We start from the raw sequence: 25,702 nt of genomic DNA, 5'->3' as shown, positions 1-25,702 counted from the left end.
TTGATTTCATATAGTTTATAATAACAGGTAAGAAACGCGAGGAGGATGCTATGAGTTCAGCAAAACATTTCACGGAAGTTTTAATCGGAGGAAAAGTCTATACACTGAGCGGATTTGAGGGTGAAGAGTATCTTCAAAAAGTTTCTTCCTATCTGAACCATAAAATTACAGAATGTACCAACAGTGAAGGGTACCGAAAACAGAGTGCCGATACCCGTAATGTGCTCCTTGCTCTGAACATTGCAGACGACTATTTTAAGGCAAAAAAACAGGGTGATTCCCTGGAAAATGATATCGAACTGAAAGATAAAGAGATGTATGATCTGAAGCACGAGCTGATATCTGTGCAGATTAAGCTGGAGAATGCAGAGAAAGAACTGGCGAAGATGAAGGAAGAGAATAACGATCTTCAGATGCAGATTGTAAAACTGGAGACTGAGATGAAGAATCGCAGAAAGTAAGGACGCGCTGCCTGCAGACAGCTTTATAGCATAGAGAGGCCTTATGGCCCCTGTGCTGTAATGTGCTTTATGTGGTGGCAGCCGGGTTGCAGCAGAATAATTTTTCATACAGGATAAGGGGAGGGATAGGCTTGACTGTATTGCAGGCAGCAACATAGGGCCTGCAGATGCGCTTTGGCGCCGGCTTTAAGAGACGTATGGAGGAGCAAGGTTGATTAGGGGTAAGGCAGGAAAAAGGAAAATAGAAATATTGGCGCCGGCGGGTTCATATGAGAGCTTTAAGGCAGCCATTGCAGCAGGGGCGGATGCAGTGTATGCAGGCGGCCCTTATTTTGGTGCGAGGGCCTTTGCAGATAATTTTACAGAAGGTCAGCTCCTGGAGGCAATTGATTATGCCCACCTGCACGGCAGGAGGTTTTATCTGACAGTAAACACACTTTTAAAAGACAGGGAGCTGGATATGCTTTATGGATATCTGGAACCTTTATACCGGCAGGGCCTGGATGCCGCCATTGTGCAGGATATAGGTGTACTTGCCTATATCAGGAAGCATTTCCCAGGACTTTCCCTACATGCCAGTACCCAGATGACAATCACAAATGCAGTAGGAGCTGAGTTTTTGGAGCAGCAGGGCGTCGAGAGGGTGGTGCCGGCCAGAGAGCTTTCCCTGGGGGAGGTCCGTGAGATCTCAGAGAATACAGGACTGGAAGTTGAATGCTTCGTCCATGGGGCGCTTTGCTATTGTTATTCTGGACAGTGTCTGATGAGCAGCTTAATCGGCGGCAGGAGCGGGAACAGAGGCCAGTGTGCCCAGACATGCCGTCTGCCCTTTAAGGCGGGAGGCAGGACATCCTACTTAATGAGCCTGAAGGATATTTGTACGCTGGATATCATACCTGAGATGGCTGAGGCTGGGATTGACTCATTCAAGATTGAGGGACGCATGAAGAAGCCAGAATATGTGGCCCTTGTCACATATATGTACCGGAAATATACAGATCTGTACGTGAATGGAACAAAAGAATCTTTTTATGTAGATAGGCAGGACAGGGAGATGCTGATGGATATTTACAACCGCGGCGGGTTTAGCAGCGGGTACTACCTACAGCATAACGGGCCGGATATGATATCTTTAAAACAGCCAGGACATGCCGGGACGGCCCTTATAAAAGTGCTCTCCCAAAATGGCCGTGAAATGACAGGCATGGCCCTTAAGGAGATTCACAAAGGGGATGTAATAAACCTGGCCCTTCCCGGTTCAAAAGATCAGTCCAGGGACAATTATACTTTTGGAAAGGGCGTGCCGTCAGGCAGCCAGGTGAGGATACTCCTCCCCAAAGGGAAGATATTAAAAAAGGGCAGTGTCCTTTTCCGCATCCGCAGCCAGTATTTGTTAGACTATATAGAAAAAAGGCTTCTCGGCAAACCAATCCAGGAGCCTATAACCGGCAGGTTTACTATGGCAGTGGGAGAACCGGCCAGCCTGTCTGTCAGTACGGATACAGTGTCTGTGTCTGTCACTGCAGGGGAAGTACAGCAGGCGAAAAACAGGCCCCTGGATGAGGAGAGTATCCGCCGTGGGCTCATGAAAACTGGAAATACAGATTTTACATTTTGTGATTTAGAGATTGTGGCAGTGGGAAAGGGGTTTCTCCCTATGCAGCAGGTGAATGAGATGAGGCGGCTTGCACTGGTACGTTTGTCCGAGAAAATACAGGCACAGTTCAGAAGGGAAAAGGGAGCCATGCCTGAAGGGGAAAAGATATTCTCACCAGGGGTCATCCCAGGCATAAGCCGTGCAGAGGGCCCGGCCTATCTTTCTGTCCTTGCGGAAACCATGGACCAGCTTCTGGAGGCCGGCAAATTTCCTGCAGTCAGGAGAGTGTATGTGGACAGCAGTATGACTGAGAATTTCCTTTCAGATAAAAGCCTCAGGCACATATGCAGGGAACTGCGCGGCCAGGGCAAAGAAATTTTTTTGGCCATGCCCCATATTTTCAGGCAGGATGCAGTATCTTATTTTTCTGCGCAGTACCAGGCCCTTCTGGACTTTGGATTGGATGGGGCGTTGGTTAGAAATTATGAAAGCCTACATTTTTTGACAAAACATCGGTTTGACAAGAAACTCATATTGGACCATAATCTATATGTATTTAATAAATATGCCAAACAGTTCTGGCTTGGGCAGGGGATCACAGCTTTTACAGCTCCTGCGGAGCTGAATATGCAGGAGCTTGGAAATCTGGATATCAGCTGTGCAGAGCTGACGGTTTACGGCAGGCAGCCTGTGATGGTGTCTGCACAGTGCATTGTAAAAACAACAGAGGGATGCCGGGGAAAAACGAAAGTGACAGAGATACAGGACAGGTACCAAAAAACTTTTCCTGTACGCAGTTACTGCAGCTTTTGCTATAATGTCGTATATAATACAGTACCTTTATTCCTTCTGGATGAGAGGGAGGCTTTGACAGGACTTACGCCGGCAGGGTTCAGGATCCATCTGACTGTGGAGGACAGGCAGGAGGCAGGCCGTATCCTCGCTCTATATGAGAATATGTGGGAAGGCAAAGGTGGCACTGGCGGGCAAGACTATGGCATGGAATTTACCAGAGGGCATTTTAAACGTGGTATAACTTAGAGGCAGGTGAAGAAGTGGTTAATATAGTAGTAGAATTATCAAAATATGTTATGATTATACTGATGGCAGTATATACATTCTCATGTTTTTCCATATTTGCCCGGACTTATGAGGAGGATAAGAAATGGATCCTGATCCGGCAGAATGTGCTGATGTTCTTAATCCAGTTCACTGCATATCTTGTCATGTACCTGCAGGTGAAGGAGAAGAAGCTGATGCTGTTCTATCTGGCCCAGGTCATTCTGCTTGTTGCAGTCCTTGTTCTTTACCGGATTATATATCCGAAAGTGTCACGGCTGATTGTGAATAATATGTGCATGCTGCTGAGCATTGGTTTTATTATTATCACGAGGCTGACATATACAAAGGCTGTGAAACAATTTATTTTTGCAGTCCTGGGGACTGCCGTTGGGCTTGTGGTCCCTGTGGTCATCCGTAAGCTGCGGTGCCTGAAAGACTGGACATATATCTATGCAGGGATCGGAGTGGCGGCCCTGGGGGCCGTGGCAGTTCTGGGACAGTTTTCAGACGGGGCAAAACTGGGGTTTACTATCGCAGGATTTGGCATACAGCCATCGGAGTTTGTAAAAATTCTTTTTGTATTTTATGTGGCCGCGAGCCTGAATAAATCCACCTCGTTTAAGAATGTGGTTATTACCACGGCAGTCGCCGCACTTCATGTGCTGATTCTTGTTATTTCAACAGACCTGGGCGCGGCATTGATTATGTTTGTAGTTTATCTTGTTATGCTTTATGTGGCAACAAGGCAGCCTTTATATGCCCTGGCAGGAATTGGGGGAGGCAGTGTGGCAGCCGTGATTGCCTATCATCTGTTTTATCATATTAAAGTCAGGGTCTCAGCCTGGCAGGATCCTTTTGCATCCTACAGCGAGGGCGGATATCAGGTAGCCCAGTCCCTCTTTGCAATAGGGACAGGCAGCTGGTTTGGGATGGGACTTTATCAGGGACTGCCAGACAGTATTCCGGTGGCAGAGGAGGATTTTATTTTTTCTGCCATATCTGAAGAAATGGGACTAATTTTTGCCCTTTGCCTGATATTGGTATGTGTAAGCTGCTATGTCATGTTTCTGAATATTGCCATGGCAATCAGGAACCAGTTTTATAAGTTAATTGCCCTTGGCCTTGGGACTTGCTATATTTTCCAGGTGTTCCTTACAATCGGCGGAGTTACAAAATTCATCCCCTCCACGGGAGTGACATTGCCCCTGGTAAGCTATGGGGGCAGTTCTATGCTCAGCACGATGATTATGTTCGGGATTATACAGGGCCTGTATATTTTAAGGGAAGACGAGGAAGAAATTATTGAGAAGAGAAGAGAGAGAGAATTTCGAAGAAGTGAGCCGGCAGGGAGGCCGTCCGGCCAGCGCAGGCAAAAGAAAAAGCCAGCGTTCGAAGAAGTTCCGAAACAAAGAGTTCGCTAGGGTGACATACCTATTTGTCACACTGTTTCTTGCTTTGATGTCTTATATTGTATATTTCAACATTGTGCGGGCAAAGACTATTGTAAATAGTCCTTACAATGAACGGCAGGATGCATTTGCGGACCGGGTCATCCGGGGCAGCATTGTGGACAGAAATGGAAATGTGCTGGCCCAGACAAGCGTAGGGGAAGATGGAAGCGAGACACGCAGCTATCCGTACGGGGCAGCCTTTGCCCATGTTGTTGGCTATAGTTACCCATCTACAGGAAAAAGTGGGTTAGAATCCGTGGAAAACTTTGAACTGCTGACTTCTAATGCCTTTTTTGTGGAAAAGCTGATGAATGAGTTTAAAGATGAAAAAAATATGGGGGATACAGTGGTCACCACATTGGATGCGGATCTTCAGCAGGCTGCTTATAATGCGCTGGGAGCCAACAAAGGGGCCGTTGTTGTGATGGAAGCAGGCACTGGGAAAATCTTATCTATGGTGTCAAATCCCACCTTTGACCCTAATACTGTGGAGGCGGACTGGGCGGCCCTGAATGCTGACGATACAAACAGCCCAATGCTGAATCGGGCGACCCAGGGCCAATATGCGCCTGGGTCTACCTTTAAGGTGGTGACTGCCCTTGAATATATGAGAGAACACAGCGATTACTCAAGCTATAATTATGAATGTTTTGGTGAAATAACTGTGGATGGCACAACAATACGCTGCTTTGACAACACAGTCCACGGACTGGAAGATCTGAGAAGTTCCATGGCAAATTCATGTAATGCCTCCTTCGCGAATATAGGGCTGTCACTGAACAAAACTTCCTATAGAGAGACTGCAGAAGAGCTCCTTTTTAACAAAAAGCTTCCTTCTGTGCTGGATTATTCTAAAAGCTCGTTTAGGGTTCAGGAGGATTCCACCAGCGCAGAGATGATGATGACAGCAATGGGACAGGGGGAGACCTTGGTGAGTCCGTACCATATGGCCCTGATCACATCCGCCATTGCGAATGGGGGAACCTTGATGGAACCTTACCTGGTGGAAAAAGTGACAAATTATACGGGTTCAGAAATACGGACCAATGTACCGAAAAGTTATAGGAAACTTATGTCCTCAGATGAGGCCGCACAGCTCAAAGAATATATGAGAGCCGTAGTGGACGAGGGGACGGCCACTATGATGAGCGGCCAGTCATATACTGTGGCCGGCAAGACGGGAACCGCTGAGTATAGCTTGGATGACGGTGAAAAGACACATTCCTGGTTTATGGGATTTACAAATGTGGATAACCCTGAACTGGTTATCAGTGTAATCATAGAAGGCTATGATGGAGATGCAGGTGCAAAGTCTGTGCCTATCGCCAAACAGATATTGGATTCTTATTATTATTAATTTTGGCTGATGGTGAAAATCATGCAGATTACTTACTACTGTGATATATATATCAGTGAAGCATTGGAAAAGAAAAAAAAGAAAATTATGAAGAAACTGGCATCAAACAGCCTGCAGCCTTTTGTCTATATTATTACGCTGGCCCAGGGAGAACAGAATCATTTGGAATTTTATTCCTCGGTTCTTTTAAGACAGCATGTATATGAGAATACACCATTGTTTGTAGTAGGGATAGCAGATGGATACGATGGGGCTGTGGGCCTGGTGGAGCACATCGCAGAAGATGTCTACAGCGAAACCGGGGAAACAGATATACGGGAGTATATTCTAAAGCGCCAGAGAGAATATGAGGAAGGCAGAGTGTAAAACGGATGTTACATATAATCCTGCTAATTCTGAAAATTATAGGTTGGATGCTGCTTGCAATACTTGGCTTAATCGTATTGCTGGTTTGTGTTGTGGTTTTTGTGCCCCTCAGATATAAGGCGGAAGCCTCCTGCAAAGGGACTGTGGATTCCGTGTGCGCAGCATTTCATTTTTCCTGGCTGTTCCATCTGGTAGGCGGGCATATCCTATACAAAGAGCAAAAGACCTACTGGAATATCCGCATTGCCTGGAAAAGCTACGGTTCGGGAATGGAACAGGGAAAGAGGGCAAAGAGCGCATCAAAAGAGGATCCTGGGGAAGCAAAGGAAGAAACGGATATCTCCAGTATGCAGGAAAAAAAGGCCTCCGCTATAAAGGAGGATATTGATAGCGTAAATAGGGAGAGACAGGCCCCCGCAGCCATAGAGAGGCAGCCAGAGGCTGCAGAGGAATCCGGTGGGGGGCGGATGAACAGCCAAAAACAAGAGAGGGCAGATAGAAAAGAAAAGCCCTCCCCTGATAAAGGAAAGCCATGTGCAGCACAAAAAGGCCAGAAAGAAAAAAATGGGAACAGCCGGGACACAGGGCAGGGACGGCCTCATGGGATAAAGGCCAGGATCCGGCAGATATTTAGAAAGATAAAATATACTTTTCAAAAATTGTGTGATAATATAAAATCATTGTCCGGGAAAAAAGATAAAATAAAAGAATTCATAACTGACGAGGCGCACAGAACCGCATTTGGGGCAGTACTCATAGAACTAAAACGAATTTTGGCTTTCTTAAAACCGCGGAAATTACAGGCAAATCTCCTGTTTGGGTTTGAAGATCCCTGCCTTACCGGCAGGGTACTCGCCTTTCTCAGTATATTATACCCTTATCTAGGAGGCCGCACAGAGATCCGGCCAGATTTTGAACATAGAGTTCTCAAAGGGGAGATTCAGATATGCGGCCACATACGGGGCCTCTATGCAGTGGTTATTATATGGAATCTGGTATGGAACAGGCACGTAAGGACAACCTTTGCCCATATCAGGGCGTTCCAATGGTAAGAGTTTTATTTAGATAAATTGTACTGCCAGCAGGGCAGAGAAGCAGAGCAAAATTATACAGATGTGATATAAGGAGGATTCAGTTATGGCAGAAGCAAACAATTTTAAGTCAACCGTGGAAGCGCTCTTTCAGGGGATGGATGGTATTATTTCTTCGAAAACTGTGGTGGGGGAGGCCATCCATATTGATGATACAATTATTCTCCCCCTGGTAGATGTTTCCTTTGGGATTGGGGCAGGATCTGCATCTGCTGATAAAAAGGAAAAAGGCATGGGAGGACTTGGCGGAAAGGTGACGCCCAGTGCGGTTCTTGTTATTAAGAATGGGTCAACGAAACTAGTTAATATTAAAAACCAGGATACAATCACAAAAATCCTGGATCTGGTACCAGATATGGTTGACAAGTTCACAACAAAAAAAGAGGATAAGATAACAGAGGATGATGTCATGGATATTTTAAATTCTGAAGATTCGGAAAAAGAAAATGACGCACAGATATAAATCTTCTGCATATACTGATATAAAACCACCTGCTAAAAGAGAGAGAACATGAAAAAAGTAATAGGCTTTGCGCTGCTTTGGTTTGCAATCGGAATGTTTTTTATGTTGATACTGCCTAATGCCATGGGACTTATCATCACCCTGGTCTGCCTGGCTGTGGGTTATAAACTCTTCTGTGGGTGAAATGCAGGGGGATTTCTGGACTTCCTGAGTCCCCCAAAGCAATCCATAGGGGGATTTTCTGTTTTCAAGCACGTAGTTCTATGCCCGGGGATACCCTATAACATGAAGTGCAGGGAGGACAAGCCTGTAATCCGGCTCCCTGGTGGATGGCTGGAACCCTTTATCTTTGTGCAAATTCGTATTGGCACAGGGAGTACTTTTTTTATTCCTGCGAGCAACGAGCCAAGCGGACATATTTACATGTCCATTTGGCGACTGCCGCGAGGGTCTTTGGCCACATAGGAAATTCCGTTGAATTTACTATGTAATAAAAAAAGTACCCACTTAAGTGAGTACTCCCGTGTCAACTAAATTTTAATTAAGCACGTTCTACGCGCCCTGATTTCAAGCAAGAAGTACACACGTACATCTTTTTTGAACCACCTTCTGTTTTCACTCTAACAGACTTTATATTAGATTTCCACATTCTTGGTGTTTTTCTATGAGAGTGACTTACACTGTTGCCGAAGTGAGCACCCTTATCACAAATAGCACATTTAGCCATCACTGCACCTCCTAACGATCTGAACTAGTCCATACAGACTCACAACACTGTTATTTTAGCAGAAAGCTTTCTTTTATGCAAGTGTTTTTTGTTATTTATTTCGTGGACCTAACTTTATGTAAAGTCCGCGCCCCATTGGGGAGGGGATGGATCTGCCCCCGTACAAAATCCATGCGTGATGTATTTGGCTGGCGTGTCCAGGGAATAAAAAAAGCTATGTTGCAGGTTAGTGGTTCACAGAAACTGGAAATCATGATAAAATCAATTTAAATGGAAGTTATGTAAAAACAGTCTGTAAAACAGGCAGAAAGTGGGGAATACTATGGGCAGGCGGGTGATTACGATCGGCAGGCAGTATGGAAGCAACGGTCATAATATTGCAAAAAAACTATCTGAGAGGCTTGGAATTCATTATTATGATAAGGAATTAATAAAAATAGCCGGAGAAATGCAGAATATTTCTTATGAGGAGCTTTTAAAGGTAGATGAAAAAAGAGCGAATCCCTGGAGATATCCTGTGGAGGATGATGCCCAGATGGGCAGGCAGTTCAGATTTGAACCCATGAATGACGTGCTGTTTTATACACAGGCGGAAATTATCAGGAAGCTGGCTGATAAAGAGGATTGTATCATTGTGGGCAGGTGTGCCAATGATATTCTGCGTGGCCATGAAGGATGCCGCAGTGTATTCATACATGCGCCTTTTGAAAAACGAGTATCCGTGATTATGGAGAGGGCATCAATAGATGAAAGAGAAGCAGGGGCCCTGGTCAAAAAGATTGATAAACAGCGCAGATATTACTATAACTATTTTACAGACCAGAAGTGGGAAGACATGGACCAGTATGACATATGCCTTGACAGCAGCACTCTCTGTGAAGGGCAGATACTGGATGTTTTGGCGGCACTTTATGAATCTGTATTGTAAATTTCAGGCAAAGAGAGTATAATACGTGTGTTATTGTGCGAAAATCCATTAAGAATTGGAGGGAATATATGATGAAGGGTAGCATGAGTACAGACCTTGGGATTATAACCATTAATCCAGATGTGATTGGCAAATATGCAGGTTCTGTGGCCGTAGAATGTTTTGGGATCGTAGGGATGGCTGCGGTGAATATGAAGGACGGACTTGTACGGCTTTTGAAGAAGGAGAGCCTGACCCACGGAATACATGTGGATATTTCTGAGGATAATGTCCTGGTTTTGGATTTTCATGTGATTGTTGCATATGGGGTAAATATTCTTTCAGTTTCTGACAATCTGATGAATAATGTAAAGTATAAGGTAGAAGAATTTACGGGAATGTCTGTAGATAAAATAAACATCTTCGTCGAAGGTGTCAGAGTGATTGATTAAGGAGGATACTTGTCGTGGCAACAAAAACGATAAATACAGAGCTGCTCACAAAGATGTTTTTAGCAGGGGCGGCCAATCTGGAGGCAAAAAAGGAATTTATAAATGAGCTGAATGTATTTCCAGTCCCGGACGGTGACACAGGCACCAATATGACGCTGACAATTATGTCTGCGGCAAAGGAGGTAAGCTCCCTTGACAAACCGGATATGAAAGCCCTGGCTAAGGCAGTATCTTCCGGGTCACTGCGGGGGGCAAGGGGAAACTCCGGTGTAATCCTCTCGCAGCTTCTCAGAGGGTTCACAAAGGAAATCAGGGATTTCAAAGAAGTCGATGTGCAGGTGCTGTCCCGGGCCTGCGAGAGGGCGCGCTCAACGGCATACAAGGCAGTCATGAAACCTAAAGAAGGGACCATTTTAACAGTGGCTAAAGGCATTTCACAGAAAGCAGCAGAGATGGCGGAGATAACTGACGACTTAGAAGTATTTCTCCCCGATGTTCTGAAACATGCTGAACATGTACTTTCCAAGACGCCGGAGATGCTGCCTGTTTTGAAAGAGGCTGGAGTGGTAGATTCCGGCGGACAGGGGCTGCTGGAAGTTTTAAAGGGCGCTTATGACGCATTTCTGGGCAAGGAGATTGATTACAGCGCCATAGAGGCAAGCTCAGGCACAGTGATGGTAAAACCAGGGGCGCAGGCAGAGGCAGATATTAAATTTGGGTACTGCACGGAATTTATCATTATGGCTGAGAAAGAGTTTTCAGAAAAGGATGAGACAGAATTTAAATCTTATTTGGAATCTATCGGAGATTCCATTGTCTGCGTGGCGGACGAGGATATCGTAAAAGTGCATGTACACACCAATGACCCGGGGTTGGCTATCCAGAAAGCGCTTACTTTCGGGCAGTTGTCCAGGATGAAGATTGACAATATGCGGGAGGAGCATCAGGAGAAGCTGATCCGGGAGGCGGAGAAGCAGGCAGCGGAGGAAAAAAAAGCTAAACCTAGAAAAAGCGTAGGTTTTATCGCTGTTTCCATTGGCGAGGGGATGAATGAGATTTTCAGGGAACTGGGTGCAGATTATATTATTGAAGGCGGCCAGACTATGAACCCAAGCACCGAGGATATGCTGACGGCAATAGATGCTGTCAATGCCGACCATATTTTTATTCTTCCCAATAACAAGAATATCATATTAGCCGCGAACCAGGCCCAGTCATTGACGAAAGATAAAGATATACTTGTGATTCCAACCAGGACAGTCCCACAGGGAATCACGGCAATTATTAATTATATGCCTGAGGCCGATGTGGATACCAATGAGGAAGCCATGAATGAGGGGATTAAGCATGTCAGGACAGGACAGGTAACGTATGCTGTGAGAGATACCCACATTGATGATAAAGAGATCCACGAGGGTGATATTATGGGAATCGGCGATGCCGGGATCCTGGCCGTAGGACAGTCGGTAGAGGGAACTGCCAAAGAGATGCTGTCCCAGCTTACTGACGAGGATACGGAACTGATCAGCCTGTATTACGGCCAGGATGTCCTGGAGGAGGATGCATTGAGGTTTGCAAAGGAAGTGGAAGAACTTTATCCAGATGCAGATGTAGATACACATTTTGGAGGACAGCCGATTTACTATTACGTGTTGTCTGTCGAATAAGAAAGAAGCGGTACCCTCAGCAGTGAAAGGGACAGAAGAGATCGTTCGGGATCTACTCTGTCTGCTGAGGGTAAATTTATGTGACAGGACAGGTGTGTGGGTGGAAAATGATAGATGAGTATTCTAAAATCAGTACATTAAAAGGAATTGGGGAGAAGACGGAATCCTTGTTCCATAAGGCCGGGATACGCACAGTGGGGGAACTGCTGCGCTATTATCCGCGAGGGTATGATGTGTATGAGGATCCAGTTCCCATAAGTGAGGCGCAGGAGGGACGGACTGTCACAGTTACCGGAGCCATTTTCGGAAGAGTGCAGGTAAGCGGGAGCAGGAATATGCAGATTACAGCTATGCATATACGTGATCTGACAGGGACGCTGAAAGTGATTTGGTTTAGGATGCCCTTTTTAAGGAATACTCTGGCAAAGGGAGGCGTGATCACTCTCAGGGGCAGGATCGTCTGCAAGAGGGACGGCCTAGTAATGGAACACCCGGAAATATTTTATCCAAGCTCTAAATATGAAGAGAAACGGCATACTCTGCAGCCTGTCTACCCATTGACCGCGGGCCTGACGAATAACGCTGTGAAGAAGGCCGTCATGCAGTCTTTAGAATATTTGGACCTGAGACAGGATTTTCTTCCTCAGAGTATTCGGCTTAAGTATCATCTGGCCGAATACAATTATGCTGTCAAGGGCATTCATTTTCCTGAGAATAAAGAAGAGTTTTATAAAGCCAGGCAGAGGCTGGTGTTTGAGGAATTTCTTGTTTTTATTTTATCCATCAGAAGTTTGAAAACAAGGGAGGGCAAGGCGGCAAACCATTTTACGTTCCAGAGGCAGCCGGCTATTGGCCAGTTTTTAGAGTCCCTTCCCTATGAATTGACTGGCGCACAGAAAAGGGTATGGGATGATATAAAGAAAGATATGCTGGGCCCCCACGCCATGTCCCGGCTTGTCCAGGGGGATGTAGGCTCTGGGAAAACAATTGTGGCCCTGTTAGGCCTTATGTTTGCCGGTTTGAATGGTTTCCAGGGAGCGCTGATGGCCCCCACAGAAGTTTTGGCCAGGCAGCATTACGAGAATATACAGTCTATGCTCTCGCAATATGGGATTCCCCTTAAGGTGGAATTGCTGACTGGATCTATGGCCGCAAAAGAAAAACGCAGCGCCTACACACGTATTTCCTCGGGGGAAGTGCAGATCATTGTAGGCACTCATGCCCTGATACAGGAAAGGGTACAGTACCAAAACCTGGCTCTTGTAGTGACAGATGAGCAGCACCGTTTTGGAGTAAAGCAGAGAGAAAAACTGGCGGGAAAGGGCACGGCTCCCCATATTCTTGTCATGAGTGCCACTCCCATCCCGCGCACACTGGCAATCATCCTCTATGGGGACCTGGACATATCAGTGATTGATGAGCTTCCGCAAAATAGGCTTCCTATTAAAAATTGTGTGGTGGATACCGGATATAGAAATACAGCATATAAGTTTATGAAAAAACAGGCGGCCGCAGGCAGGCAGTGTTATGTTATCTGCCCTATGGTGGAGGACAGCGAACATCTGGAGGCGGAAAATGTCATTGGATATACAGAGTCCCTCCGGGAGGCGCTGGGAGAAGGGATTCAGGTATCCTATCTCCATGGCAGGATGAAGCAGGCTGAAAAAGACAGGATTATGGAAGCTTTCAGCCAGAATGAGATACAAGTACTTGTGTCCACTACTGTCATAGAGGTAGGTATTGATGTCCCCAACGCCACGGTTATGCTGATTGAAAATGCAGAGCGCTTTGGCCTGGCGCAGCTTCACCAGCTCAGAGGCCGTGTGGGAAGAGGAGGGCATCAGTCCTACTGTATATTTATGAGCGCCTCAAAGGCAGAAGAGACAAAAGAAAGGCTGGACATACTGAACCGCTCCAACGATGGCTTTTTTATTGCGTCGGAGGACCTGCGCCTGCGGGGACCGGGAGATCTATTTGGGATCCGGCAGAGCGGGCTTCTGGACTTCAAACTGGGGGATGTATTTCAGGATGCGAAAATATTACAGATGGCAAATGAAGCTGCAGAGCATCTGTTAGGGCATGACCCGGACATGCTTTTAGAAGAAAATAAAAAGTTAAAACAGCAGCTTGACTGTTATATATCTGAAATTATGCTGGAATCTACCCTTTAGGAATTTCCCTCTTATTTTGTTTACAAAAACCGCTAAAGGAGGCAGGAACTTCCAGTTTAAAAGATGAATTCCTCCATATACTATGGTTGTAACACGAAAGCAGTGTTGCAAAAAAATATGAAAACAAGTTACAAAAAGGAGGAAATTTATCATGGCAAATCGTTCATCTAATCGTGCAGCCGTACCAGAGGCTAAGAGTGCCCTGGACAAATTTAAATATGAGGTAGCAAGCGAGCTCGGTGTTCCGCTTACAGACGGATACAACGGTGACTTAACTTCTAAGCAGAATGGTTCTGTTGGTGGTTATATGGTTAAGAAAATGATCGAACAGCAGGAAAGACAGATGGCTGGTAAATAAGCAATTTTTGTTAGAAAAAGCACTTGGGATTGACCTGAGTGCTTTTTTCTGCTAAAATTCAGCATAGTTAGAAAATGGAAGGTGCAGCAGATGCGGGTAATTGCAGGAAGTGCAAAAAGATTACAACTAAAGACACCAGACGGCCTTGATACCAGGCCCACCACAGACCGGATCAAAGAAACATTATTCAATATGATCGCGCCGGGGATCTATGGCAGTATATTTTTAGATTTGTTCTGCGGAAGCGGCGGTATCGGTATAGAAGCGCTGAGCAGAGGTGCAAAAGAGGCTGTATTTGTAGAGAACAGTCCCAGAGTCATGGACTATGTAAGAGAAAATTTAAAATTTACGAAACTGGAACGCAAGGCCCTTACCGTGACTAAGGATGCCATGGCAGCATTGTACCATCTGGAGGGGGAGAAGGTATTCGACTTTATTTTTATGGATCCGCCCTATGGCAGGGAGCTGGAGAGAAAGGTGCTGGAATACCTGTCAGGTTCCAAAATGGTGTATGAAGATACAGTTATCATTGTGGAGGCATCCAGGGATACAGACTTTTCTTATCTGGATGATATGGGGTTCATTTTAGTAAAAGAGAAAATATACAAGACGAATAAGCATGTGTTTATTGAGAAAGCCGGAAAGGAAGAAATATGTTAAGAGCTATCTACCCGGGAAGCTTTGACCCGGTTACATACGGGCACCTTGATATTATCAGAAGATCCTGCAAAATTGTGGATGAGTTAATTGTAGGGGTGCTGAATAATAATGCGAAAATGCCGTTGTTTTCTGTAGAAGAACGTGTTAAAATGTTAAAGGAAGTGACAAAAGACTTGACAAATGTCAAAATAGTTCTTTTTAAAGGACTTTTGATTGACTTTGCCCGGCAGCAAGAAGCAGATGTGGTAATCCGGGGACTGAGGGCCATTACTGACTTTGAATATGAGCTGCAGATGTCGCAGACAAACCATAAGCTTGAACCGAGTGTTGAGACGATGTTCTTGACAACGAGTATTGAATATTCCTACTTAAGTTCCACGACCGTCAAGGAGATAGCAGCTTTTGGGGGAGATATTTCACAGTTTGTGCCGGAGGCTGTAGCGGTGGAATTGGAGAAAAAGACGAAAGCAAAAGGAGAGTGTAACTATGAGCAGCCGCATTGAGCAGATTATCGAAGAGATCGAAGAGTACATTGACAGGGACTGTAAGTTCCAGCCGCTGTCAACTACGAAGATCATCGTTAATAAAGAACATTTGGACGAGTTACTGCGTGAACTCAGGATGAAAACCCCAGATGAAATTAAAAGATACCAGAAAATTATTAATAACCGGGATGCTATTTTAGCAGATGCTCAGGCAAAGGCAGATGCCATGATCGAGGAGGCCCAGGTGCAGACAACAGAGCTGGTCAGTGAGCATGAGATTATGCAGCAGGCGTACGCCCAGGCCAATGAGATTGTGACACAGGCTACGGCCCAGGCTCAGGAGATCCTTGATAACGCCACAGAAGATGCGAATGCAATCCGCATCGGCGCTATTCAGTACACAGACGATCTTCTTGCCAATGCCGAGAGTATTATCGGGCATACTCTTGACAGCTATACGACAAAGTACGATGGATTAATCAATTCCCTGGAGGAATGTTTCAATACGGTCCGTACCAACCGTGCGGAGCTGTCTGTCACAGAGGAGGGCAGTGCAGATTATCCCTCCCAGGAAGGGTCAGAGGAAATATAAATAAAGACTGGATATCAGGCTGGCTACTGTTGCAGTAGCCAGTTTTTGTATTATGTAATGCATAAGTGGCAGGCCCGTTCCCTGTATCATGCACTGTGTCTGTGCCGCGGCACAAAATCCCCCAAAAGCTGTCAGTCCGATTATGGCGGGATACTGTATGGAAAAAGGCAGCGTGGATTTTCCCAGGATCGCAATGCCGTTGGTGACTTCCAGGGAAGGAAGCATATATGCCAGAGGCTTTGGCAGAAATGTGACAGACTGAAACAGAGTCAGTATAACGGAAAAAAGAATAATATATCCCCCCACTTTTGTGATAGTTTCAAAGCCGCCCATGATACACTTGTCAATCATCTGGAAGTTCCAGGCTTTTTTCCCATCAGCCGCTTTTTTTAAAGTGGGAAACGCATGTTCCTTTTTTAAATATAACCTTCTGAATATAAAACTCATGAGCACAGGGGTGCCCAGTAGGATTAGAAGGGAAGGCAGAAGGAGTTCCTCTTTGCCCAGGGTTTTCCACACAATAAAATTCAATATGAATACAGGACTGGTGTTATTACAGAAAGAGAGCAGATAACGTCCCTCTGACTGGGTGATGTAGCCAGAGGCAATCAGATCTGCCGTCACCTTGGCCCCCATAGGGTAGCCGCATAAGAAACCAGTGATAACTGCGAAGCTCCCGTTTTCGGAGACCCTGAATATTCTGCACAGTATTTTCCCGAAAGCGCTGGATATATAGTGGATGCTGTCTGTACATATGAGAAGATTTGTGACAAGGATGAAGGGGAAAAGAGTAGGCAGGATAATTTGGAACCAGAGGAGGAGGCCTTCGCTGGCCCCGTTGAAAACAGCTTTCGGAAAAACCAGCATGAGGGCAAAAAGTATGACAATACCGACTCCAGCCAGGGTATGTTTCATAGATAAGCTCTCCTTTGGATTTGGCCGAATAAATGTTAATAAAGATATATGAAACAGGTTGATTTTTTATGCCCGCTGTGACAAAATGATAGCAATAACTGATATAAGGAAGGGGAATGAAAGATGCCGATTTTAGAAGAGCTGGAACCAAAGGAAGTGTTTCACTATTTTGAGGAACTGACCCGGATTCCAAGGGGGACATTCAACACAAAGGCAGTCAGCGATTACTGTGTTAAATTTGCTGAGGAGAGGGGCCTAGAGGCCATCCAGGATACCCTGAATAATGTAATCATTAAAAAGCCGGGGACAGAAGGGTACGAAGAGAGTGAGCCGATTATCATTCAGGGGCATTTAGATATGGTATGCGAGAAAACCCCGGAGTCTGTACATGATTTTACAAAAGACCCTCTAAAGCTGTATATTGAAGATGGGTTTGTGAAGGCCAGGGATACCACTCTGGGGGCAGATGACGGCATCGCCGTGGCCATGGCCATGGCACTTTTGGACAGCCAGGATATCCCCCACCCCCCATTGGAAGCTATATTTACGGTGGATGAAGAAGTTGGCATGGGAGGGGCCGAGGGGATCGATTTGTCACCTCTAAACGGCAGGATGCTTTTAAACCTGGATTCAGATTGTGAGGACACAATTATTGCAGGATGCGCAGGCGGCCTGAGTTTTCGTATGAATCTGCCCGTGGGCAGAAAGACCGTGGCGGGAAGCTGCCTGGACGTAAGGATCCATGGCCTCAAGGGCGGCCACTCCGGCATTGAGATTGACCAGCAGAGAGGGAATGCCAATAAGCTGGCAGGACGGCTTTTGAACCGCCTGAACCAGAATATGGATATATTCCTCGCTGACATCAAGGGCGGGGCTAAGGACAATGTTATCCCTTCATCCTGCAGCTTTACGATTATTGTACATGACAGCATAAAAGCAGAGATGATCATCGAGAACATGCTGAATACGTGGAAAATGGAATTTGGTGCAGATGAACCCGAGTTGGATATTACAGTGGAGAAAACGGAGAATGTTGAAAAGAGTGTCCTGTCTGATGCAGATATGAGAAAGGTTGTCTTTTTTATTGCAAATTGCCCTGACGGAGTCAATGGCTTCAGCCGTTCCCTGAAGGGACTGGTGGAATCCTCAGATAATCTTGGGGTTATTACATCTGAGGAGAATATGGTTTCCTTTGTATTGCTGATCCGTAGTTCTGTGTCATCTAAGCTGGAAGAGATTAAGGAGGCTCTGAACAGCTGGACAGAATTCCTTGGGGGGACTTGTGAGCTTTCCGGAGCTTATCCGGCGTGGATGTATAAAGAAAATTCTAAAATCCGCCCTATTGTGGCAGAAGTTTTTGAAAAAGTATATGGCAAAGAGCCAAAAATCTCCACTGTACATGCAGGGTTGGAATGTGGGCTGCTTTCGGGCAAGAAGCCGGAGCTGGACTGTGTTTCCTTTGGCCCCAATATGTACGATATCCATTCAGTGAATGAGCGGCTGGATATTGCGTCTACATGGAGAACCTGGAATATGCTCAAGGAAATTCTGAAGGAATGCAAATAGGACATCCATACCGGCATATATTGTAAAAAATATTGCAGTGAAAAGGGTGTTGTCAATTTTTGAAACTAAAACAAAAGTTCTGTTATCAGAGAGGAGCCAGGCATACTTTTAGGTATAAGGCAAGAAGAGGCAGTAATAAGATACAACATTACATAGTTTTTAATCTGCTTGCAGCATTTTTCCTCACTATAGGCATACAGAATCTCCTTACAGCCGGCGGATATGCCAGGCTGAATGAGGGAACTGCCGCCACGGATGCTTTTCGCAGGCAGGCCATGGATGAGGGAATACTTAGCAGCATACAGGCGACAAAAGACCCAGGGAAAATCCTGGGTCTTTATTGGCTGGACACAGACTTCCACAGAAAAGGCCTTTCTGTCAATCTGGATGAAGAGGGGATTGAAAAGCTGGAACATAAATGGGTTTCCCGGGATGGCTGGGAATCTTATGTCTCTGCATGCAGGGGAATATGGAATGATGTCCGGTATTTTCCTGTACCCCAGTCATCAGGCCGTGAGGAAAAAGGCGTGTCCTTTGTGGACTCCTGGATGTATGAGCGGAATTATGGCGGAAAAAGAGGACATGAGGGGACAGACATCATGGCGGACAAAAATGAGAGGGGCCTGTACCCTGTTGTCAGTATGACAGACGGTGTTGTACGGCATAAAGGCTGGCTGGAGCAGGGTGGCTGGAGACTGGGCATTGTGGCGCCGGGAGGGGCGTATTTTTACTATGCCCACATGGATTCCTACGCCGATATTCAGGAAGGAGATACAGTCAGTGCAGGGGACATCCTTGGATATATGGGGGATACCGGCTATAGTAAGACCGAAGGGACCACAGGCAATTTCCCAGTGCATCTCCATGTAGGTATATATATTTTTCACAATGACCAAGAGGTCAGTGTGAATCCCTACTGGGTTCTAAAATACCTGGAAAGCAGAAAATTAAAATGTGCTTACTGATTCTACAGTGCGCTGGTCTTTTGGCGGGAATTATGCTATAATCACTTTCGTGTGGAGGAAATGAAATGAATTTACCAAAAGCATTTGAAGAGAAAATGATCGGCCTGTTGGAAGAAGAATACAAGGAATACCTCCAGTGCTTTGATGAGGCGAGGCACTATGGGCTACGCGTCAATACAAATAAAATTACAGTAGAAGACTTCTTAAAAATTGCACCCTGGCCTCTTACGCCCATTCCCTGGATTAAGAATGGATTTTATTATGACGGGGAGACGGTTCAGCCTGCAAAACATCCGTATTATTTTGCAGGATTATACTATCTTCAGGAACCAAGCGCCATGACCCCGGCTGACCGGCTTCCTGTTGAGCCGGGGGACAGGGTACTGGATGTCTGCGCGGCTCCCGGCGGGAAGGCCACGGAACTGGGCGCAAGGCTGAAGGGCCAGGGCGTGTTGGTTGCAAATGACATCAGCAATTCCAGGGCAAAAGGCTTGCTGAAAAACCTGGAATTATTTGGAATTAGCAATATGCTGGTGCTCAGTGAAGAGCCGGGGAAACTCACTGGATTTTTCCGGGAATATTTTGATAAGATATTGATAGACGCCCCCTGTTCCGGGGAAGGCATGTTCCGCAAGGACAAAAAAATGATAAGGGCCTGGGAAGAGCATGGACCTGATTTCTTTTCAAAGATACAGCAGAGTATTATCATCCAGGCAGGAGAGATGCTGAAGCCTGGAGGCATGCTTTTATATTCAACCTGTACCTTTGACCCTCTGGAAAATGAAAGGACTGTGGAATACCTTTTGTCCAAGTGCCCTTCATTTGAAATCTGCCCTATGACTCCTTTCGAAGGGTTTTCACCTGGACTGCCAGCCTGTTCTGAGGGGGGCCTAAAGGAGCTGAATCAGACTGTGCGCATATTTCCCCATAAGATGAAAGGGGAGGGACATTATCTGGCGCTGCTTAAAAAAGCTGCCGGTGAAGGCCAGGATAGCGGGGAAGGTAGAGCTGCCATCCAGGCGTCCCGGCCGGAAACTCTGGCTGGAAGGGGACACAGGAAAGGCACCCCCTGGGGCGGGGGATATAATGTAAGAAATCTCCCAGATAGCCTGAACGAATTTTTTGAAGATGTGGCCAGGATTTTTGAGGGGACACAGCTGTCTATCCAGGGGGAAAGAGTCTATTATATGCCGGAAGGACTTCCGGCGCTCAGAGGACTTAGGTTTCTTAGGTCAGGTCTTTTGATGGGGGAATTGAAAAAGAACCGTTTCGAGCCAAGCCAGGCTTTGGCCATGTGTCTGAAAAAGCAGGAGTATAAAAAAGTGTTAGACTTTCCCCTGACAGATGTAAGAGTAAAGAAATACTTAAAAGGGGAAACATTGGACGTGGGGGATCTGGTTTCTGATAAAGAAAAGGGTTGGTATCTTGTGTGTGTGGATGGATACTCCCTGGGATTCGGAAAAGTATCGGGCCAGACCTTGAAAAACAAATATCTGCCTGGCTGGCGCTGGCAGTCTTAAGAAGGCAGGGAACAGCCGCCTGAACTGACTTTTTTTGCCGGAGACACCTGTTTGCGGTAAGGGTATGTTTGCTGGGAGGCCGGGAGGTTATATGGGGAAATTAAGATTAGATAAGTGGCTGGCGGATATGGGGGTTGGTACCCGCAGCGAAGTAAAGAGGGCCATTATAAAAGGGCAGGTTTCTGTAGACGGAGTTATCATAAAACGCCCTGAAACTAAAATAGATACTGCCCAAAGTAAGGTGGAATTTATGGGGCAGGATGTGGGTTACGTCCGGTATGAGTATTATATGCTGTATAAGCCTGCCGGTGTTGTTTCCGCCACAAAAGACAAGAAGGATAAGTGTGTGGTGGAATTCATCGAGAGTCCCAGGCGCAAAGACTTATTCCCAGTGGGGAGGCTTGACAAAGATACAGAAGGCCTGCTTTTGGTCACCAATGACGGCGCCCTTGCACACAAGCTTTTAGCCCCCTCGCGGCATGTGGATAAAGTATATCATGCACAGGTATCCGGAAAGCTGACAGAAGCAGATGTAAATAGATTTGAGGAAGGCCTGGATATCGGTGATGAGAAAAGAACTATGCCAGCCAGGCTGGTTATCATAAAATCTGGTGAATTGTCGGAGGCAGAGGTGACTATCCAGGAAGGGCGGTTCCATCAAGTCAAACGGATGTTCCGCGCCGTGGGTAAGGAAGTGGTCTATCTGAAGCGTTTAAGCATGGGCAGACTTACCTTGGATCCTTCTCTTGAACCAGGATCTTACAGAGAATTGACAAAGGAAGAGATTGATAAATTATGTTAGAAAATAAGAAAGCTGTGATATTTGATTTGGACGGTTCCCTGGTGGATTCTATGTGGATTTGGCCAGAGGTGGATGTACAGTATATGGAAAAATATAATCTTACGGCGCCTGTGGATTTCCATAAGGCGATTGAAGGGATGAGCTATACGGAGACAGCACAATATTTCTTGGATACCTTTCCCACCCTTCCTTGTACATTGGATGATGTACGCAGGGAATGGCGGGATATGACTTATGAATTATATACTACCCGTGTTCCCCTAAAGCCGGGGGCCCTTGGGTTTTTAGAAGATATGCGGAAGAGGGGAATTGCCCTGGGAATTGCCACCAGCAATGCCAGGGAGCTGGTTGACGCGGCCCTGAAGGCTCTGGGGGTGGATACGTTTTTTAAATCTGTGAGGACATCCTGCGAGGTGTCAGCAGGCAAACCTGCCCCGGACGTATACCTAAAGGTTGCAAAAGATCTTCAGGTGCGCCCACAGGAATGTCTTGTATTCGAGGATGTACCCCGGGGTATTGAGGCAGGTAAAAACGCAGGCATGGAAGTATGTGCTGTGGATGACCTGTTTTCCAGGCCGGATGAGGCTGAAAAGAAAAAGTTAGCCGATTATTTTATATATGATTATTATGATATACCAAACCATACTTATGAAATTTGCAGATAGGGGGAGTGCCCCTGTCTTCTGGGAGGTAAAGGATGAATCAGGGGTTTTTGCCGTTATGTAAACAGGATATGCTCGACAGGGGATGGGACAGTGTAGACTTTGTTTACGTCATAGGAGACGCCTACGTAGACCATCCATCCTTTGGACATGCTGTTATCAGCAGGGTCCTGGAGGCACACGGCTACCGGGTGGGCATTATATCACAGCCAGACTGGAAGCAGTCTGTAAGTATTGCCGAGTACGGCGAACCCCGCCTTGCTTTTCTGGTCAGCGCGGGCAATATGGATTCTATGGTAAACCATTATTCTGTCTCTAAAAAGCGGCGCAGGCAGGATGCCTATACACCAGGAGGCGTGACTGGGAAACGTCCTGACTATGCGGCTGTTGTATATAGCAACCTGATCCGGCAGACATATAAAGAAACCCCTATTATACTGGGAGGGATTGAGGCAAGCTTAAGGCGGCTTGCACATTATGATTACTGGTCAGATAAGGTGAAACGTTCCATTCTCCTGGATGCTGGAGCTGATATGATTTCCTATGGGATGGGGGAGCGCACAATTGTGGAGATTGCCGAGGCGCTGGACGCGGGCATGGCTATAGAAGACTTGACTTATTTAGATGGGACTGTAGTAAAAACCAAAAGTCTGGACTTTGTGTATGACGCCTGTGTCCTTCCCTCCTTTGAGGAGGTAAAGGGAAGCACAAAAGCTTATGCTGAGAGCTTTTATACCCAATATAAAAATACAGACCCATTTTCAGGAAAACGTCTGGCAGAACCCTACAGCAGCCATCTTTATGTTGTGCAGAACCCTCCGGCCAAACCTTTGGACACGGTTGATATGGATGACATCTATGGACTTCCCTATATGCGTGCCTGCCATCCTTCCTATGAGAAGGCAGGAGGGGTGCCGGCAGTACAGGAAATCCAATTCAGCCTGACAAGCAGCCGGGGATGTTTTGGAGGCTGCAGCTTCTGTGCGCTGACCTTCCATCAGGGCAGGATTATCCAGTCCAGAAGCCACGAATCCCTGCAGAGGGAGGCTCAGATCCTCACCCAGGACCCGGGGTTCAAGGGGTATATCCACGATGTAGGCGGGCCTACTGCGAATTTCAGGCAGCCTTCCTGTAAAAAACAGCGTACACATGGCGCCTGTCCGGACAGGCAGTGCCTATTTCCAAAACCCTGCCCAAGCCTAAGGGCAGACCACAGGGATTATGTGGAGCTTTTGAGGAAGCTGCGCAAAATCCCAAAGGTAAAAAAAGTCTTTATCCGTTCCGGCATACGGTTTGATTATCTGCTTGCTGACCCTGACCGGACATTTTTAAGAGAGCTATGTGAATATCATGTAAGCGGGCAGCTTAAGGTGGCTCCTGAGCATGTGGCAGATGAGGTGCTGCAGATGATGGGGAAGCCTGCGCACAATGTATATAAAGAATTTGCGGGGCAGTTTAAGCACATAAATGAAAAGCTGTGCAAAAAGCAGTTTCTGATTCCGTACCTGATGTCCTCCCACCCAGGGTCAGATATGAAGGCTGCCGTTAAGCTGGCAGAATACTGCCGTGATTTGGGATATATGCCGGAACAGGTACAGGATTTTTACCCCACCCCATCCACCATTTCAACCTGTATGTATTTTACAGGACTGGATCCAAGGACAATGAAAAGGGTCTATGTGCCCAAAGATCCCCATGAGAAAGCCATGCAGAGGGCTTTGATCCAATACCGCAATCCAAAGAATTATGATTTGGTCATGGAAGCCTTAAAAAAGGCGGGCAGGATGGATCTTGTGGGATTTGACAGAAAATGTCTCATAAAGCCGCGCAAGCTTGCAGCAGAAAAAGGCGGAGGCAGAGGGACACATACAAAAACAAATACTAGTAAAAGGAAGTATGGCAAAGAAGGGCATAAGGGGCAGGGAAAGAAGAGAACAATACGGAATAATCGCGGCCGGACTGAAAAATATGCCGGGACGTATGCTGGAAAGAAGGGAATAAGATGAAAATTGCAGTTGTAACCGGCGCCTCATCAGGGTTAGGCAGAGAATTTGTAAAACAGCTTCCTTATTTTTACCACGGATTGGACCAAATATGGGTCACAGCAAGAAGAGGGAAACGCCTTACGGCGCTGGCAAAAGATGTACGCGTCCCCCTTAGGATTTTTGAAGGGGATCTTCTCAGGGAAGAAGTATTCAGTGAGCTTGAGGGAACCCTCCGCACAGAGAAGCCGGATATCCGCATACTGGTCAATGCTGCAGGATTTGGCAAGACAGGGGCCCTTACAGATATCTCTGGCCGGGAACCAAAAGCACAGTCAGAAATGATAAGCTTAAACTGTACGGCTTTGACACGAATCACAGAGATCTGTATTCCCAGGATGTCCCATGGGAGCCGGATTGTGAACCTGGCCTCGGCGGCAGCTTTTTGCCCTCAGCCATTTTTCAGCGTCTATGCAGCTACAAAAGCCTATGTGCTGAGCTTTTCCCAGGCGCTGGGGGCGGAATTAAAAAGAAGAGGAATTTTTGTGACAGCAGTCTGCCCGGGACCAGTCAATACAGAATTTTTTACTGTTTCGGGCCGCCTTACAAATCCATGGAAGAAGCTGGTTATGGCTGATCCTGTCCTGGTTGTAAAAAAGGCGCTGAAAGACGTGAGAAAAAGAAAGCCGGTATCGGTCTATGGCTGTTCCATAAAAGCAGCCAGGCTGGCCGCTGGCCTTCTGCCTGAGCAGCTCTTAGTAAAAATAGAAATGATGGGAAAAAACTGAGGAGAAAGGCAGAATGAAAAAAGTAGATAAAGGAAAGTTTGGCTATCTGGATTATAAAAAAAGAATAGAGATCATCCGCACGGCTGTTTATTTTGCGCTGGTGGCAGCTATTTTCTTCATTGGCTACAGCCAGACACATACAAGGCTGAACCTGCTGACAGTGGTGGCAGTCCTTGGCTGCCTCCCTGCATCCAAGGCGCTGGTAGGCGTGATCACACGTTTTCCATACCCGTCCATTCCTGCAGTCAGAGCAGAGGAGATCCTCTTAAGGACAGGGCATATTACGGTTATTTTTGATATGATACTCACAAGCAGGGAAAAAATTATGCCCATAGAGTGTTTTGTAATATCAGGGAAGAATGTTTTCGGGTATACAGGCAGCGACAAGGTGGACCTCAAATATGCGGCAGGGCATGTAAAAAATATATTGGGCCAGAACCAGATTGGGGATGTGTCTGTAAAACTTTTAAATAATTATACTGCATTTTTGGCAAGAGTGGAGGGACTTGACTCTATTGCCGCTGTGGAAAAAGCAGATACCCGCAGGCAGGAAGAAGAAATTGCACATATAATACTAAATATCTCTATGTGACTGAATCTGTAAATTGAAAGTTGTTTTAGAAAGGTACCCAACC

Annotated in this window: 26 protein-coding genes; 24 read left to right on the top strand and 2 right to left on the bottom strand. The window is 46.2% G+C overall.

The window, feature by feature from the left end:
- The first annotated feature begins 50 nt into the window (after window positions 1–50).
- The 8 genes from zapA (at window position 51) to EFA47_RS20270 (ending at window position 8,031) form a co-directional block, all read left to right on the top strand.
- Window positions 51–461: a cell division protein ZapA gene (gene zapA, locus EFA47_RS08425; RefSeq protein WP_122642868.1), complete on the top strand. Its 411-nt coding sequence runs from the start codon at window positions 51–53 to the stop codon at window positions 459–461.
- 211 nt (window positions 462–672) lie between these two features.
- The gene (locus EFA47_RS08420; protein ID WP_122642867.1) at window positions 673–3,099 is read left to right on the top strand and encodes a U32 family peptidase; all 2,427 of its coding nucleotides are present in this window, start codon (window positions 673–675) and stop codon (window positions 3,097–3,099) included.
- Between the two features lie 14 nt (window positions 3,100–3,113).
- Window positions 3,114–4,541, top strand: coding sequence for an FtsW/RodA/SpoVE family cell cycle protein (locus EFA47_RS08415; RefSeq protein WP_122642866.1), 1,428 nt, complete (start codon window positions 3,114–3,116; stop codon window positions 4,539–4,541).
- 37 nt (window positions 4,542–4,578) lie between these two features.
- On the top strand, window positions 4,579–5,928 hold the full coding sequence (locus EFA47_RS08410) for a peptidoglycan D,D-transpeptidase FtsI family protein (RefSeq protein WP_164690058.1): 1,350 nt from the start codon (window positions 4,579–4,581) through the stop codon (window positions 5,926–5,928).
- 21 nt (window positions 5,929–5,949) lie between these two features.
- Window positions 5,950–6,294 carry a hypothetical protein gene (locus tag EFA47_RS08405; RefSeq protein ID WP_178043443.1) on the top strand — a complete coding sequence of 115 codons (345 nt, stop codon included), beginning with the start codon at window positions 5,950–5,952 and terminating at the stop codon, window positions 6,292–6,294.
- A gap of 5 nt (window positions 6,295–6,299) precedes the next feature.
- Window positions 6,300–7,346, top strand: coding sequence for a DUF2953 domain-containing protein (locus tag EFA47_RS08400; RefSeq protein WP_122642863.1), 1,047 nt, complete (start codon window positions 6,300–6,302; stop codon window positions 7,344–7,346).
- 85 nt (window positions 7,347–7,431) lie between these two features.
- A complete protein-coding gene (locus tag EFA47_RS08395; RefSeq protein WP_122642862.1) occupies window positions 7,432–7,848 on the top strand; it encodes a GerW family sporulation protein in 417 nt (138 codons plus the stop codon).
- Window positions 7,849–7,896: 48 nt separating this feature from the next.
- Window positions 7,897–8,031, top strand: coding sequence for a hypothetical protein (locus EFA47_RS20270; protein WP_268888465.1), 135 nt, complete (start codon window positions 7,897–7,899; stop codon window positions 8,029–8,031).
- A gap of 358 nt (window positions 8,032–8,389) precedes the next feature.
- On the opposite strand, the gene rpmB is transcribed toward EFA47_RS20270, so the two are convergent.
- Window positions 8,390–8,575: a 50S ribosomal protein L28 gene (rpmB, locus tag EFA47_RS08390; protein WP_122642861.1), complete on the bottom strand. Its 186-nt coding sequence runs from the start codon at window positions 8,573–8,575 to the stop codon at window positions 8,390–8,392.
- Window positions 8,576–8,885: 310 nt separating this feature from the next.
- Between rpmB and EFA47_RS08380 the strand changes: the two genes are divergently transcribed.
- From EFA47_RS08380 to EFA47_RS08345, 8 genes are all read left to right on the top strand, one after another.
- Window positions 8,886–9,503: a cytidylate kinase-like family protein gene (locus EFA47_RS08380; RefSeq protein WP_330512135.1), complete on the top strand. Its 618-nt coding sequence runs from the start codon at window positions 8,886–8,888 to the stop codon at window positions 9,501–9,503.
- Between the two features lie 71 nt (window positions 9,504–9,574).
- Window positions 9,575–9,934, top strand: coding sequence for an Asp23/Gls24 family envelope stress response protein (locus EFA47_RS08375; RefSeq protein ID WP_178043459.1), 360 nt, complete (start codon window positions 9,575–9,577; stop codon window positions 9,932–9,934).
- Between the two features lie 14 nt (window positions 9,935–9,948).
- Window positions 9,949–11,601, top strand: a complete 1,653-nt coding sequence (locus tag EFA47_RS08370; protein WP_122642857.1) for a DAK2 domain-containing protein — start codon at window positions 9,949–9,951, stop codon at window positions 11,599–11,601.
- Between the two features lie 107 nt (window positions 11,602–11,708).
- Window positions 11,709–13,772, top strand: a complete 2,064-nt coding sequence (recG, locus tag EFA47_RS08365; protein ID WP_178043440.1) for an ATP-dependent DNA helicase RecG — start codon at window positions 11,709–11,711, stop codon at window positions 13,770–13,772.
- 151 nt (window positions 13,773–13,923) lie between these two features.
- Window positions 13,924–14,130, top strand: coding sequence for an alpha/beta-type small acid-soluble spore protein (locus EFA47_RS08360; protein WP_122642856.1), 207 nt, complete (start codon window positions 13,924–13,926; stop codon window positions 14,128–14,130).
- 90 nt (window positions 14,131–14,220) lie between these two features.
- Window positions 14,221–14,790, top strand: coding sequence for a 16S rRNA (guanine(966)-N(2))-methyltransferase RsmD (gene rsmD / locus EFA47_RS08355; protein ID WP_122642855.1), 570 nt, complete (start codon window positions 14,221–14,223; stop codon window positions 14,788–14,790).
- Entirely contained in the window at window positions 14,784–15,293 is a 510-nt protein-coding gene (gene coaD / locus EFA47_RS08350) for a pantetheine-phosphate adenylyltransferase (RefSeq protein WP_122642854.1), read from the top strand. Before rsmD ends, coaD begins: the two co-directional genes overlap by 7 nt.
- On the top strand, window positions 15,277–15,867 hold the full coding sequence (locus tag EFA47_RS08345) for an ATP synthase subunit B family protein (RefSeq protein ID WP_122642853.1): 591 nt from the start codon (window positions 15,277–15,279) through the stop codon (window positions 15,865–15,867). Before coaD ends, EFA47_RS08345 begins: the two co-directional genes overlap by 17 nt.
- Here EFA47_RS08345 and EFA47_RS08340 read toward each other — a convergent pair.
- Window positions 15,853–16,782: a transporter gene (locus tag EFA47_RS08340; protein ID WP_122642852.1), complete on the bottom strand. Its 930-nt coding sequence runs from the start codon at window positions 16,780–16,782 to the stop codon at window positions 15,853–15,855. The genes EFA47_RS08345 and EFA47_RS08340 overlap by 15 nt on opposite strands.
- 123 nt (window positions 16,783–16,905) lie before the next feature.
- Here EFA47_RS08340 and EFA47_RS08335 point away from each other — a divergent pair, with 123 nt between their 5' ends.
- The 8 genes from EFA47_RS08335 (at window position 16,906) to EFA47_RS08300 (ending at window position 25,659) form a co-directional block, all read left to right on the top strand.
- Window positions 16,906–18,348 carry an aminoacyl-histidine dipeptidase gene (locus tag EFA47_RS08335; RefSeq protein WP_122642851.1) on the top strand — a complete coding sequence of 481 codons (1,443 nt, stop codon included), beginning with the start codon at window positions 16,906–16,908 and terminating at the stop codon, window positions 18,346–18,348.
- 59 nt (window positions 18,349–18,407) lie between these two features.
- On the top strand, window positions 18,408–19,313 hold the full coding sequence (locus tag EFA47_RS08330; RefSeq protein WP_235853238.1) for a M23 family metallopeptidase: 906 nt from the start codon (window positions 18,408–18,410) through the stop codon (window positions 19,311–19,313).
- 65 nt (window positions 19,314–19,378) lie between these two features.
- Window positions 19,379–20,833, top strand: a complete 1,455-nt coding sequence (locus EFA47_RS08325) for an RsmB/NOP family class I SAM-dependent RNA methyltransferase (RefSeq protein WP_122642850.1) — start codon at window positions 19,379–19,381, stop codon at window positions 20,831–20,833.
- Between the two features lie 91 nt (window positions 20,834–20,924).
- On the top strand, window positions 20,925–21,635 hold the full coding sequence (locus tag EFA47_RS08320; RefSeq protein WP_122642849.1) for a pseudouridine synthase: 711 nt from the start codon (window positions 20,925–20,927) through the stop codon (window positions 21,633–21,635).
- A complete protein-coding gene (locus EFA47_RS08315) occupies window positions 21,629–22,300 on the top strand; it encodes an HAD family hydrolase (protein WP_122642848.1) in 672 nt (223 codons plus the stop codon). Before EFA47_RS08320 ends, EFA47_RS08315 begins: the two co-directional genes overlap by 7 nt.
- Window positions 22,301–22,332: 32 nt before the next feature.
- Window positions 22,333–24,303 (top strand): YgiQ family radical SAM protein, encoded by a 1,971-nt coding sequence (locus EFA47_RS08310; protein WP_122642847.1) that lies wholly within the window; start codon window positions 22,333–22,335, stop codon window positions 24,301–24,303.
- The gene (locus EFA47_RS08305) at window positions 24,300–25,067 is read left to right on the top strand and encodes an SDR family NAD(P)-dependent oxidoreductase (protein WP_122642846.1); all 768 of its coding nucleotides are present in this window, start codon (window positions 24,300–24,302) and stop codon (window positions 25,065–25,067) included. Before EFA47_RS08310 ends, EFA47_RS08305 begins: the two co-directional genes overlap by 4 nt.
- Before the next feature lie 13 nt (window positions 25,068–25,080).
- Window positions 25,081–25,659 carry a hypothetical protein gene (locus EFA47_RS08300; RefSeq protein ID WP_122642845.1) on the top strand — a complete coding sequence of 193 codons (579 nt, stop codon included), beginning with the start codon at window positions 25,081–25,083 and terminating at the stop codon, window positions 25,657–25,659.
- The last annotated feature ends 43 nt before the right edge of the window (window positions 25,660–25,702 follow it).

The organism is Luxibacter massiliensis (assembly GCF_900604355.1).
GTDB lineage: Bacteria > Bacillota > Clostridia > Lachnospirales > Lachnospiraceae > Luxibacter > Luxibacter massiliensis.
Note: the sequence above shows the minus strand (reverse complement) of the source record. Positions and strands in the feature narration are given on the sequence as shown.

What these genes read in the sequence shown, in the direction of transcription:
- EFA47_RS08305 (WP_122642846.1), top strand. Translation starts at nt 24,300, where the DNA reads ATGAAAATTGCAGTTGTAACCGGCGCCTCATCAGGGTTAGGCAGAGAA.
- EFA47_RS08320 (WP_122642849.1), top strand. Translation starts at nt 20,925, where the DNA reads ATGGGGAAATTAAGATTAGATAAGTGGCTGGCGGATATGGGGGTTGGT.
- EFA47_RS08345 (WP_122642853.1), top strand. Translation starts at nt 15,277, where the DNA reads ATGAGCAGCCGCATTGAGCAGATTATCGAAGAGATCGAAGAGTACATT.
- EFA47_RS08360 (WP_122642856.1), top strand. Translation starts at nt 13,924, where the DNA reads ATGGCAAATCGTTCATCTAATCGTGCAGCCGTACCAGAGGCTAAGAGT.
- EFA47_RS08405 (WP_178043443.1), top strand. Translation starts at nt 5,950, where the DNA reads ATGCAGATTACTTACTACTGTGATATATATATCAGTGAAGCATTGGAA.
- EFA47_RS08310 (WP_122642847.1), top strand. Translation starts at nt 22,333, where the DNA reads ATGAATCAGGGGTTTTTGCCGTTATGTAAACAGGATATGCTCGACAGG.
- EFA47_RS08325 (WP_122642850.1), top strand. Translation starts at nt 19,379, where the DNA reads ATGAATTTACCAAAAGCATTTGAAGAGAAAATGATCGGCCTGTTGGAA.
- zapA (WP_122642868.1), top strand. Translation starts at nt 51, where the DNA reads ATGAGTTCAGCAAAACATTTCACGGAAGTTTTAATCGGAGGAAAAGTC.
- EFA47_RS08335 (WP_122642851.1), top strand. Translation starts at nt 16,906, where the DNA reads ATGCCGATTTTAGAAGAGCTGGAACCAAAGGAAGTGTTTCACTATTTT.
- EFA47_RS08315 (WP_122642848.1), top strand. Translation starts at nt 21,629, where the DNA reads ATGTTAGAAAATAAGAAAGCTGTGATATTTGATTTGGACGGTTCCCTG.
- EFA47_RS08410 (WP_164690058.1), top strand. Translation starts at nt 4,579, where the DNA reads ATGTCTTATATTGTATATTTCAACATTGTGCGGGCAAAGACTATTGTA.
- rsmD (WP_122642855.1), top strand. Translation starts at nt 14,221, where the DNA reads ATGCGGGTAATTGCAGGAAGTGCAAAAAGATTACAACTAAAGACACCA.
- coaD (WP_122642854.1), top strand. Translation starts at nt 14,784, where the DNA reads ATGTTAAGAGCTATCTACCCGGGAAGCTTTGACCCGGTTACATACGGG.
- EFA47_RS08400 (WP_122642863.1), top strand. Translation starts at nt 6,300, where the DNA reads ATGTTACATATAATCCTGCTAATTCTGAAAATTATAGGTTGGATGCTG.
- recG (WP_178043440.1), top strand. Translation starts at nt 11,709, where the DNA reads ATGATAGATGAGTATTCTAAAATCAGTACATTAAAAGGAATTGGGGAG.
- EFA47_RS08395 (WP_122642862.1), top strand. Translation starts at nt 7,432, where the DNA reads ATGGCAGAAGCAAACAATTTTAAGTCAACCGTGGAAGCGCTCTTTCAG.
- EFA47_RS08300 (WP_122642845.1), top strand. Translation starts at nt 25,081, where the DNA reads ATGAAAAAAGTAGATAAAGGAAAGTTTGGCTATCTGGATTATAAAAAA.
- EFA47_RS08375 (WP_178043459.1), top strand. Translation starts at nt 9,575, where the DNA reads ATGAAGGGTAGCATGAGTACAGACCTTGGGATTATAACCATTAATCCA.
- rpmB (WP_122642861.1), bottom strand. Translation starts at nt 8,575, where the DNA reads ATGGCTAAATGTGCTATTTGTGATAAGGGTGCTCACTTCGGCAACAGT.
- EFA47_RS20270 (WP_268888465.1), top strand. Translation starts at nt 7,897, where the DNA reads ATGAAAAAAGTAATAGGCTTTGCGCTGCTTTGGTTTGCAATCGGAATG.
- EFA47_RS08340 (WP_122642852.1), bottom strand. Translation starts at nt 16,782, where the DNA reads ATGAAACATACCCTGGCTGGAGTCGGTATTGTCATACTTTTTGCCCTC.